At 37.9% G+C, this 11,610-nt stretch carries 13 protein-coding genes and 1 riboswitch; of the genes, 1 reads left to right on the top strand and 12 read right to left on the bottom strand.

All coding sequences use genetic code 11. The features are described 5' to 3' along the window. Nucleotides 1-117: 117 nt before the first annotated feature. The 9 genes from V179_RS30795 to V179_RS0117940 form a co-directional block, all read right to left on the bottom strand. On the bottom strand, nucleotides 118-1,218 hold the full coding sequence (locus V179_RS30795; RefSeq protein WP_028392684.1) for a YecA family protein: 1,101 nt from the start codon (nucleotides 1,216-1,218) through the stop codon (nucleotides 118-120). A 213-nt stretch (nucleotides 1,219-1,431) separates the two neighbouring features. Then, nucleotides 1,432-2,484, bottom strand: a complete 1,053-nt coding sequence (locus V179_RS0117975; protein WP_028392683.1) for an SEC-C metal-binding domain-containing protein — start codon at nucleotides 2,482-2,484, stop codon at nucleotides 1,432-1,434. 275 nt (nucleotides 2,485-2,759) lie between these two features. After that, on the bottom strand, nucleotides 2,760-3,113 hold the full coding sequence (locus V179_RS28290) for a hypothetical protein (protein ID WP_034301954.1): 354 nt from the start codon (nucleotides 3,111-3,113) through the stop codon (nucleotides 2,760-2,762). Between the two features lie 180 nt (nucleotides 3,114-3,293). Next, on the bottom strand, nucleotides 3,294-3,494 hold the full coding sequence (locus tag V179_RS0117965) for a cold-shock protein (RefSeq protein WP_028392682.1): 201 nt from the start codon (nucleotides 3,492-3,494) through the stop codon (nucleotides 3,294-3,296). Nucleotides 3,495-3,705: 211 nt separating this feature from the next. Continuing rightward, complete coding sequence (locus tag V179_RS0117960; RefSeq protein WP_028392681.1) at nucleotides 3,706-4,482, bottom strand: TatD family hydrolase; 777 nt, start codon at nucleotides 4,480-4,482, stop codon at nucleotides 3,706-3,708. After that, nucleotides 4,479-5,216 carry an ABC transporter ATP-binding protein gene (locus V179_RS0117955; RefSeq protein WP_028392680.1) on the bottom strand — a complete coding sequence of 246 codons (738 nt, stop codon included), beginning with the start codon at nucleotides 5,214-5,216 and terminating at the stop codon, nucleotides 4,479-4,481. The genes V179_RS0117960 and V179_RS0117955 overlap by 4 nt, the downstream gene beginning before the upstream one ends. Beyond that, nucleotides 5,209-5,979 (bottom strand): ABC transporter permease, encoded by a 771-nt coding sequence (locus V179_RS0117950; RefSeq protein ID WP_028392679.1) that lies wholly within the window; start codon nucleotides 5,977-5,979, stop codon nucleotides 5,209-5,211. The genes V179_RS0117955 and V179_RS0117950 overlap by 8 nt, the downstream gene beginning before the upstream one ends. After that, entirely contained in the window at nucleotides 5,976-6,269 is a 294-nt protein-coding gene (locus V179_RS0117945) for a thiamine-binding protein (RefSeq protein WP_028392678.1), read from the bottom strand. The genes V179_RS0117950 and V179_RS0117945 overlap by 4 nt, the downstream gene beginning before the upstream one ends. Nucleotides 6,270-6,282: 13 nt before the next feature. Then, nucleotides 6,283-7,275 carry an ABC transporter substrate-binding protein gene (locus V179_RS0117940; RefSeq protein WP_028392677.1) on the bottom strand — a complete coding sequence of 331 codons (993 nt, stop codon included), beginning with the start codon at nucleotides 7,273-7,275 and terminating at the stop codon, nucleotides 6,283-6,285. Between the two features lie 138 nt (nucleotides 7,276-7,413). After that, a riboswitch (TPP riboswitch) is annotated at nucleotides 7,414-7,523 on the bottom strand. A 295-nt stretch (nucleotides 7,524-7,818) separates the two neighbouring features. Here V179_RS0117940 and V179_RS0117930 point away from each other — a divergent pair. After that, nucleotides 7,819-8,061 carry a hypothetical protein gene (locus V179_RS0117930; RefSeq protein ID WP_152534782.1) on the top strand — a complete coding sequence of 81 codons (243 nt, stop codon included), beginning with the start codon at nucleotides 7,819-7,821 and terminating at the stop codon, nucleotides 8,059-8,061. Between the two features lie 197 nt (nucleotides 8,062-8,258). On the opposite strand, the gene V179_RS0117925 is transcribed toward V179_RS0117930, so the two are convergent. The 3 genes from V179_RS0117925 to brnQ form a co-directional block, all read right to left on the bottom strand. Next, entirely contained in the window at nucleotides 8,259-8,762 is a 504-nt protein-coding gene (locus tag V179_RS0117925) for a DinB family protein (RefSeq protein ID WP_028392675.1), read from the bottom strand. A gap of 325 nt (nucleotides 8,763-9,087) precedes the next feature. Next, nucleotides 9,088-9,453 carry a winged helix-turn-helix transcriptional regulator gene (locus V179_RS0117920; RefSeq protein ID WP_028392674.1) on the bottom strand — a complete coding sequence of 122 codons (366 nt, stop codon included), beginning with the start codon at nucleotides 9,451-9,453 and terminating at the stop codon, nucleotides 9,088-9,090. Between the two features lie 625 nt (nucleotides 9,454-10,078). Further along, entirely contained in the window at nucleotides 10,079-11,422 is a 1,344-nt protein-coding gene (gene brnQ, locus V179_RS0117915; protein ID WP_028392673.1) for a branched-chain amino acid transport system II carrier protein, read from the bottom strand. Nucleotides 11,423-11,610: the final 188 nt, after the last annotated feature.

The raw sequence follows: 11,610 nt of genomic DNA, 5'->3' as shown, positions 1-11,610 counted from the left end.
AAATTCAGCCCAAATCTTCATTTTCTCCGTAGTTGCCACCGTTTAACGTAATTTAACACTATAAATGGTGTTTAGAGGGTAAGGTCAGGTCCTTTTTAGAGACATCCTTATTTCCCATTAATATTCATAATCCATTACTTCAGTTCTCACGAGACTTTCCAATTCTTCATAGAGGATTTCGCCAATTTTTTTATACAGTTTGGAAACGGTAGCTGCACTTATATCATACTTATCAGCAATTTCCTTTTGTGTCGGAGCTACTATACCCAGTAAAGCAGATTGTACCAGGTAGTCAATTGATGCAGCGTACACTTCAGGTTTATGAATAGAAGGTGACTCTTTCTCACAATACGACTTCCAAATTACAACAGCAGTCATGATCATATCTATGGAGCAATCGTCCTCTCTCATATGTTCCTGAATAAGAAGCGCAACTTTCAGCTCTTTTTCTGAACTCCATTCAAACTGTGTTATGTCTGGCAATTCAATATCCCCTACCATTCTTAGAAGCAGCCTTTCAAGGATATACGGAAAATCAATTTGGTAAAAGTCTTCATATCCTCCGTCATCTTCAAGATGCTCTTCCAATTCATCCTGAAATTCCTTTACTAATACTTCCGTCCCAGCTACAGGGAATTTGATAGGTTCGCCCCAAAAGCGCATGCCAGCGCCCATATCTAACAACATACCAAGTAGTAAACTATTTTCCTCCACCATTTCTTTTTCAAACTCCAGTGGCAGTTCATACTCACCCCTACTAAGTATTTCTTCTATCACGACGCTATCCGAATGGATGGTCTTTACCAGGTATAGATTTGGTGTTGCCCCACGCCATGAATGGATTAGGTTTTTCGTTCTCTTTCTGATTATTTTAGAGGATTTTTTTCGATAAAATTCTTCGAAAATCGTCTGTCCTTTAGCAATCGGTAAGTTAAACACTGCCCATGTAAACATGTGTTGCATATAGATATCATGTGTTTCGACAAGAATTGGTTCCTCTTCAACATCCATAAAATCAAATAATGGATATTGAAAGGCAAGATTTAGAATATCAGTCTCATACTTTTCAAGAGTATATTGAAATAACTCCTTTTGGAACATGTCTGTTTCTTCACTAATCGAAATCGTTGGAAACTCTATTACATTCTGTCCGCAACAATTTTTATATATTTTCTCACTTCCACACGGACATGGATTCTCTATAGATATTTTACTCAAAAAACTCTCCTCCTTTATAAAGAACGTAATCGGTCCAAACTACACACCTAGCAATTTTTACATACCCATATATTACCTTGACCATTGAAAATGGAGCTCCAACCTCTTGAAAGCTAATACCTTTCCTTAAAGTCTGAAGATATTTAAACCACAAGGGTTATTTTCGTTAGATACTATTATTAAAATAGGCCACCAAAATGGCAGCCTATTTGTTTATATTTCTATTTTTTCTCCAACCGTTGCTTCTATTTCTTTATAACGATTTGATAAAGTAGAAGCGCCTACCCCATATTTCTTAGCAAGCTTAGTCTGCGAAGGACTGAACTCCCCTTTTGAGAGCAGTTTCACTGAATACTCCAGTGCTGCAGCAAAGGCTTCTGGTTTTCGAATGGATGGAGAATGCTCCGTACAATAGGTGTTCCACAACGTTTGAACACTTTCTATTAGTGATTGCGGGTAGCCCTCTTCATTCATTCCTCGTTGCACCATTTCTGCTGTTTCTCTTTCTTTCTCATTGTACCATACTCGCTCATTTGTTTCAGTTTTTGGTAACTCAATACCTTCTGTGATAGCCGCGAGACTATGGAAGATTTGCAAGAATTTTCGAGCCATGAATTCTTCTGCTTTTCCACCCGCATTCTTGTATTCTTCTAATTGTTGTTTTATAGTTGTTAAAATGCTGTCTGTGAATCTTGGTTCAAAGCTTATAAACTGACCAAAGAAATCACTTCTCGTTCCCATATCAACTAGATACCCAAGAATGATTTCGCCAATTCCTAATTCCTGACTTGCATATGGAGTATACGGAAGCGTGGTAGTTTGTTTTGTCACGATATCTTCTAAAGTTATTGTTTCACTAGTTAACTCCTTAATTGAAAATAATACAGGAGCCGTACCTTTCCAAGACTCTACTACCTCTCTCGTTTTCTCCCTTACAATACGAGACCCTTCTTGTTCCATAAATGTATCATAGATTGTATTGCCGTTCACGACCGGCTGTGTGAAAGTACCCCAAATATTTACATTAAATTGATAAATTTCTTGAACCTCTTCACTTACAGTTGCCGGAAGTGGATTATCAAGCAAAAGCTGATTGATTTCAGCTTTATAATTCTTTTCTGTAAAATCCATTAACTCCTTCTGAATTAGTGTTGCTTCTTCATAATGAACAGCTGTTGGATTTTCATCAACTTTTCTGCCGCAGCATTTCTTATATTTTTTCCCGCTGCCACATTCACACGGTGCATTTCTATTTAATTTTCCCATATATATACCTCCAAAAAACAAAACGCTACTCACCATTGTATCAAAAAATCACGAAATTACCTAATGGAACTCATAGGAAGATTGATACTCCTTCAAACTCCCCCTGGGGTCAGACCCTATTTCCCGGATTAAATCCACTAGCCATCAACCCACATATACCAAGGGATTTCATACTTTCATAGTGGGGTCAGACCCCATTTCCCGTTTGTGATGATACATAAAAAAGCTATCCCACCAGGTTAAGCCTTGTGAAATAGCTTATATTTTTGTGTAATTCAAGTGATTAGCAAATAAGTAAATACGGGGTGTTTTAAGGAGTTGAGGTGTTTGATTTTGTCCGTCATGTCGATCCATTTCACCTTCGCACATCTTTCTTCCAACTTCTCATTTATTTCTCTTTCTATTTCATGCATAAGCTTAATCATTTGACCATATTCCAAACGAAAGTGTTTGGCTGCAGTTCGATGTGGTGCATGTTTCACAAATAGCTGCAGAAGATGTTCAGCGTTCTCCGCTTGCTGTGCCAATTGGTCTTCTTCATTGACTATATATTGATAAATCTCACGCTTTTCATCCGGTAAATGCGAAACAATATCCCTTAGTAAAAATTCCATTAGAATCTCATTCATTATTAGCTACCTCAAGTTTTATGAGTCCATTTTTCTTAATCATAACGCATCTTTTTATATTTGTAAATCGTAATTATTACTATTTAATTCACAAACTCTAATACTTTCTTTATAATAAATGAACTTATACGCCAAAAAAAGACAGACTCCTAAGTAGAGTCTGCCTTTTGCATGTATCAATTAAGCTTTTTGTACGTTAGAAGCTTGTGGTCCACGTTGTCCTTGTTCAACTTCAAAAGTTACTTCTTGACCTTCGTCAAGAGTTTTGAAACCTTCAGTTTGAATAGCTGAGAAATGTACGAATACATCGTCTCCGTTTTCGCGTTCGATGAATCCAAAACCTTTTTCTGCGTTAAACCATTTAACTTTACCTTGTTCCATTGTTGTTGCCTCCTAGTGCGTTCATCACACATTGTATTACTATCCTTGCTCAAAGTGACAATCGAGTCAAAAAGTTCTCACTTTTAGATTCCTACAGTACCGAACAAAAATAATTCCTCTTAATAGTAACAGGATTTGGCAACGATTGCAAACCAATAAAATAAATATTTTTGACAAGGATGTCTGTTACTGGATAACTATTCAAACATTATTACAGCCCATAAAATGTTTTTGTATTTCCATATATATCTACGTATACCTTCTCTACCGGTACCTTCTTTATTTCCGCTATTAATTGAATGCTACGATGAATCATTTTAGGATGAGTCATCGTATTTTTAAATGATCCTTCGAATGGCCATGGTCCATCCGTTTCCACCATCAGCTTATCTAAAGAATACTCTTTTATCAATTGTTGAATTTCCGTTTCATACAAACAATCCGGAGTGACTGAAATATAATAGCCATTTTGAATCATACGCTGAATCGTTTTTGCGTCTCCTTTAAACCAATGGAAATGTGCCTTCGTCACCGAGTGTTTCTCTAAAAGGTCGCAAACGACAGGAGCGTCATCGTATACTGCATGAAGAATAATTGGTTTATTCAGCTTTGAAGCTTGTTTTACAAACACATCTAATATTTCAATGTAAGGCTCGACTTGTATGTCTGGATGCTCAATCCGCAAGTAGTAAGGTAAGCCCACTTCACCTACAGCTACCATTTGATTTTTGTGTTCATCCAAAAATGAACATATTTGACTCAATTCCCAATCACCCGGCAGCTCTTGTTCTGGATGAAAGCCAAAAGCAGGCTTTATTCGTTGATCCATCTCTGCTAAGGCTAAATTTCTTTGAGAAGAAGCGAGATTCGTTGATACGGAAATAAGTGCTTCTACTTTGTATGCTTGCAAATCTTTTAAAATGGTTGACCGGGCACTTTCTGAATATTGATCAAAATGAATATGAGCGTCGATGATAGAATGTATCACATAATCACCCGCAATTCATTGTATATCTTTTTTTTCCAATTTAAAAATTCCTCGCTTAACAAAATCGATGCTTGCCTTGGTCTTGGAAACGGAACGACAAACTCTTTTTTCACATGGGTAGGCTTCTCTGATAACACAATAATCCGATCAGATAAATAAAGAGCTTCTTCAATATTATGGGTAACAAGCATTATAGCTCGCTTATCTTCTTCCCAAACAGATAGGAGCCAGTTTTGCATTTCGAGTCGCGTGAATTCATCTAGTGCTGAAAAAGGTTCATCTAAACAAATCAGTGATTGCGGGCTTAAGAGACTGCGAATAAATGCAACTCTCTGCTTCATTCCTCCAGAAAGCTCATAAGGATAAGCATTCTCATATCCTTTCAGGCCCGCTTTATCAATCATTTGTAATGCAAGTGCGTGATCAGTCTCTCCCACTATTTCACCACCAAGTAGGATATTACCGAGGACTGTTCGCCAAGGCAACAGCGATGGACTTTGAGGTGTGTAACTTATCGAACCAGTTTTACCGTTAATACGTTTGCCATCCAAGCTAATTGCTCCAGAATCAGGTGAATACAAACCACCAATTAATTGGAATAAAGTGCTTTTCCCACTCCCAGAAGGACCTAATATCGACACAAACTCCGCTTCTTTTACACGAAGAGACAATTGATCCAGTACTTGATTTTCACCAAATGATTTCGATATGTTCTCGATTAAAAGTTTAGTCACGCCCCTTGCCATCTCCTTTCGGCTTCCACTTCACAATCATCCGTTCCAACGATACAATCAAAGTAAAGAATACCAAGCTCAATATCATGATCAAAAAGATCGCAACAAAGACGCGATCCGTTCGAAAGGATGACGATGCTAAGGTCATATAGACACCTATTCCTTCTTTAGCCCCGAGCCATTCGGAAATAACAGCCCCCATCACACTGTATGTAGCAGATATCTTCAAACCTGAGAAGATAGACGGTAGCGCATAAGGCCATTCCAGCTTCCAAAAGATTTGTCCCTTCGAAGCTCCTGCCATTTTCATATAATGCGAAAGCTCTGAGCTCGTCTGCTTAAATCCATCCAAAGTAGCCACTGTGATCGGAAAAAAACAAACAAGCGTAATGACAATGATCTTAGGTAAGATACCAAAGCCGAACCAAATAACGAGCAATGGAGCCAACACAATGATCGGAACGTTTTGTGAGAGAATGATGATTGGATAAACCGCTTCTCTGAGCCTAGGAAGTAGATGTAGCCCAACAGCAACTGCAATACCTACACTTGCTCCAATTAAAAATCCCAAGATTGTAAGTCCGATTGTCGCTGTTAAGTGGTGATAATAATTCGACCATCCTTCAGCACCTTCTAATACGATCTGTGAGGGAGAAGGTAGGAGCCACCTCGGTATTTCGAAAAGACGACAGGACACTTCCCAAACGACGAACAAAAGGATGAGGACCAAAACTGGTCGCCATCCCTTATGCCAAATGTTCATGGGCGATATTTCTCTGTCAGTTTCTCCATAGATGCACCGCTCGGTTGATAAAGGATTTTCACTTGGGATATCACATTACTGCTACCAATCTCAATCATTCGTTGATTCATTTTCTCGATAACCGAAAAGATCTCTGTCAAATTACCTTCCATCGTTGTTTCAAGCGGGTGCACTTCATATTTAATACCCGAGTTATGAATAATAGCGATCGCTTCATCGACGTAAGGAATAACATCTTCGCCATTTTTCGTTTTCGGGATAATTTGAATGCTTACTAATGAGTCACTCATGTTGCTCTCCTCCTTAATTCGGTAAAAATTCATTGGTAAACGCTCGCTTCGCCTCTAGTTTACTTTCAAGCAAACCGTTCTCATACATCCAATTTGCATAGTCTTCCCAAACCTTTTGATCTTGAACGCCCCATTTCGAAGCGTCATCTTGATATTTGGGTGATAACCATTTTTGACTAGCTTTTACTAATTCCGAGTCTAGATCAGGAACTTCTTTAATTAAAATATCAGCTGCTTTTTCTGGATGTTCAATCGCATATTGATATCCTTTGGACACTGCTGCTACAAAAGAACGAACCGTTTTGGGATCTTCTTTTATCAAATTCTCACTAGTTGTGAGCACGGGTGTATAGTAATCTAGCTTTTTCGAGTAGTCTGTCACATATTGCATATTCAATTTCTCGCCACGCAACTCGGCTTCTATACCTGTCCAACCATAGTATATCCATGCAAAATCAATATCTCGTTTCACCGCTGTAAAAAAGTCCGTATCTCCCATATTTACAAAATCGACTTTTTCCACATCTCCACTTTCCTGTTTCATCAAAGAAGAAAGTACCGCCTTCTCTACAGGTGCTCCCCAACCGCCATACGTCTTTCCTTCATAATCTTTCGGTGAAGTAATTTTTTTATCAACTGGAGAAGCAAATCCAGACGTATTATGTTGGATAATGGCAGCAAGAGAGACTAATGGCACTCCTTGCACACGTGCTTCTGTCAAAGCTTCCTGGTAGCCTATTCCGAAGTCTGCTTTCCCCGCAGCAACAAGCTGGTCAGCACCCGCTTCACCTGGCATTATGATTTCAACATCCAACCCCTCTTCTTCAAAATACCCATTTTCCTTCGCGACATACAAACCAGTATGATTTGTATTCGGCGTCCAATCTAAAACAAGAGTGACTTTCTTTAATTTCTCCTGATTATTTCCCTTTGAACCATTGTCCTGACTATTCCCGCAAGCAGCAAGAATCAGTACCGTACATAGTAATACAAGCCATTTCTTCATCACAATTCCTCCTTTAAATATGTCTTTACAAAGCAGAAAACGAAGAAACAAGGAGGAAGATATGTAAACGTTTAAGGAATAGCGCTACGCAAAAAAGCACCGTAGGTTTATACCTAGGGTGCATATCATAACAAATAAGTCCTGTTTAAATATGTTCCCTACGCTGGTTTTAACCAGATCAGGTTCCAAGGGTATGTATCTATTGGATACGGTCTCAACCAGCAACACTGGTACCCCTACATGTTTCATTATTTAATTCGTTTTATGCTTCATTACCTTATTACTTTGCCATAGGTGGTGGGGTTTTTCAAGAGTTATGCTTAAAAAGAAGGGCGATGTTAAAGCTCATTGTTGATTTTGGCAATATGTTGACTGGAGCGGAAGGCGTGAGACTCCTGCTTAGAAAAGCGAGTCAAAAGGAGACCCCACAGGCGCACAGCGCCGAGGAGGCATCGCCTGAAGTGGAAATGACAGGTTTTCAGAAAAGCAATCAATAGAGATGGCATGCCTACTAATCTATCGGAATCCGAACTTGAAAAAATAATGACGCGTATTCTTTTATTACAAGTCAAGCATCCTAAACAGAAAATAGCAAGCTTAGTAATACCAGAGCTAGAATATGCTCAAACCTTGCCCCTCACTTACCTGGTCTATCACGATGAAGAGCCAGTCAGATACTCGGAAAGTACATGGAAATGGTCGAAATCTTCCCCCTCCACTGGAAGCTCGTCAAGTGAAAGTTATTATGGTGATAGTGGCGGTGACAGCGGCGGTGGAGCAGACTAATCTAGTAAAATTTAAATGGAAAGCCAAATACCTATTTCAATTTACGCTCAGTTACAACACTAGATTCCTCATCCAATTTAGATTTCACCACATAAAAACACGTATGAAAAGCGGTTTTTCATCGCTAACCCATACGTGTTCTTTACGTGCTATATTTAATAACAGCCAATTTTAAGAATCAATTTCTGTTTACACGATTATACTTCAGGTGCTTGTCCACCAAAAGCTGCCCACTCTTCCCTTGCCGGCCCGTATACACCAGGAACAGTTAAACCTGCCTGACGCATGAGTACAGTCATTTGGCCACGATGATGTGCTTGATGACCAATTAATAATCCAAGCACCGTGTTAATGGACCACATTTCCCCGTACATTTCTCTCTCTTCGTTCAATGTTTCGTCATTCCATTGTTCGCGAATCGAAGCGACCATCTCTTCGCTTGATGTGCGATATGCCTCAGTTATTTCACTCGCCGTTTTCGGTACTGGCGCATCATGCCGAGCCGCATTAAAAACAAGCCCTGTACGTCCAATCATTTCATCAAGCGTCGTTACGATATGCCAGGCAATCCTTCCAAGTGTGCGATCTTCAGGCGATACTTCCTGTGCTAATGATTCATCTGTTAACGCATTCAATATTTTTTGTGTAGATCCACTTTCATGCTTCCAATTTGTCAAGAAATCCTCAATTGTACTAAACATCTCTTCGCCTCCAATTAGCAATTTCCATCTATCAACATTACCTACATTCGCTAATAATATCCACATTCCTGCTAAAGATTACTATGAACTTTTGTTCTATTGTTTCTCAACCTTTCTGAATTATTTAGTTTAAAAAGTAAATCAAGATGAATTAGTTCTTAGACATACATAATACCGCCCACAAATGCGGGCGGTATTATTATATATTAAGGTATGTTTTCATTTGCATAAGGTGTTTTTAAAAGAGGAGGAATTTTCATAAAACCACTGAAAGCATTTCTATAAATTTGCCGACCGTGGACGTTTTAGTGAGATAATCTTATGCCTATTCAATCGACTTATCTTTTCCAGGTCCCGTTTCCAACACATTTTCTATATAATATTTACCCCATTCATACATAGAATCTAGAATCGGCATTAAGCTTCGTCCATGCTCAGTTAGAGAATATTCTACTTTTGGAGGAACAACAGGATAGACCTCGCGATGAATAATCAAATGATCCTCTAGTTCACGCAATTGATTCACTAACATTCGTTGCGTAATTCCTGGCATTAGCGCCTTCAGTTCACCAAAGCGTTTAGTGCCCTCTTTCCCTAAATGCCACAATATCAACATTTTCCATTTACCACCAATAACAGAAAGAGTCAGTTCTTTTTCACAATTAAAAAATTTATCCTCTAGGTTTGGCATTTGCTCCACCTCATAAATATATTATAGTATACTTTTTTTCACTATGTTTCATAAACGTATGTACTTTAATTATTAATAGTATAAGCAACTGTTTACGTTTAGTAAAGGTTAAATCAAAGAAGCAAGTATGGATGAAACTAGGAAATTGCTACTTTACTGACTCCTCCAGAGTAGCAGAGTCACTAGAATAAAAGGACTGGTTCCATAGGAAAGAAAAACATTGAATTCGATAGCTGAAATGCCGTAACTGTAACGATCCCCGAAAGTTCACTCTGTTAGGATGTATAAAACAATGAAACGAACGGAGTCATTTTTGCCCACAAAAATAACCCATACTAAATTGTATGGTATATAATCCATTCTAGAATCTGGATTTATTATGTGAAACATCCAAAAGATTTTGCTGCCATTTAATACGGGTTAAAGTGAATATTGCAAAACCAAAAAAGTCAAAAGACCCCACATCTACTATAAATCGTTTAAATCACGCGTAAGTGACACGATAAACGATGTATAGAGTGTGAGGTCTTTACCCTATTGGGATAACCTTTGTTTACGAATTAGACAATGATTAGGTCGTCATGCGAATCATCTAGATTGGCAATTCCTTTTTCTAGTTTCCCTATCAATCTAATTGAGCTGAGTAAGGATTAATTTTTTTTCTTAACAAACTGATAACATATCCTAATACTCCGCCGATAATAGCAGTACTGATCCAGCCAAGTCCTACTTCATAGCCTGGTAGAATAGCAGTAAATAGCTCATTAATTACTTTAATTTCCACTCCTGCAGCTTTTAATCCATCGAATAAACTAATAATAAAAGTCATTAGCATCGTGCCTAAATAAACTTCTTGTCTTCCTTTAAAGAATGAATGTAAGAAAGTTAAAAAGATTAACGCGATTGCTAATGGATAAATCGCTGAAAGAACAGGAACAGATATACTAATTAACTTCATTAAACCAACATTAGCAAAAATCGTACTAAAAATAGACAATACAACGGCGAACATTTTGTAAGAAATGTTTGGAAATAACTTATGGAAGTAAGATGAACATGCCGTAATAAGTCCGATACTCGTTGTTAAACATGCTCCTAATACGATTATTCCTAGTATTGGACCTCCGAATGATCCGAAGTAGTGAGTAGAAACAGCTGTCAGAACGGCTCCACCATTTTCTAAATGTCCAATCCCATCTACACTTGATGCCCCAATATACGTAAGAGAAGTATAAATAATAGCCAAAAGCGCTGAAGCAATTAATGCAGCTTGTGTACAAACGATCATCGTTTGCTTCTTAGATGTTACACCTTTTTCCTTAATAGCATTAATAATAATGATACCAAAAACAAACGCCGCAAGAGTGTCCATTGTTAAATATCCCTCTTGGAAACCTTTAAAGAATGCATGCTCTGTATAAGCTTCGATTGGAGCTTGGAATTCTCCAATCGGATTAGCGATTCCAAATATAATTAAGATTGCAATAACAATTAATAAAATAGGTGTCAAGATTTTTCCTACTATATCGACAATTTTCGACGAATTGAGTGAAAAAAAACAAGTTATCCCAAAGAATAAAATTGTAAAAATCAGTAATGGTAAAAAGCCAGCATTTTCAGGTAAGTAAGGTTTCAAGGCGATTTCGTATGAAACACTACCCGTTCTTGGTATCGCGAATAATGGACCAATGGATAAGTAAAGAGCCATCGTGAAAACAAGTCCGAAAATTGGATGTACCCGACTCGCTAATGATTGTAAATCACTTTTACCCGATATCCCAAATGCCAGAACGCCTAGTAACGGAAGGCCGACTCCTGTTACGACAAACCCAGCATTAGCTGACCAAAAATTCACACCCGATGATTGACCGAGCATGACAGGGAAAATAAGATTCCCAGCCCCAAAGAATAAAGCAAATAACATAAATCCTACAGCCACTAAAAATGAAAATGATATTTTATTAGTCATATTAAACTCCCTTCGTAGCAAGTAAATTATTTTTTTAATATACGAAAGATACCACACAAATTATACTTACGCAATATATTTCAAAGAATTTGCAATTTTCAGTTCTTTGGTAATGCATTGAATTTAGCTATTCTTTTTTATATACTACAATCATGTACAGCCTGCATTCAAAATTAGCTATAATTCAC

Origin of the sequence: Bacillus cihuensis, from assembly GCF_000504145.1 — a bacterium.
GTDB lineage: Bacteria > Bacillota > Bacilli > Bacillales > DSM-1321 > Peribacillus > Peribacillus huizhouensis.
Note: the sequence above shows the minus strand (reverse complement) of the source record. Positions and strands in the feature narration are given on the sequence as shown.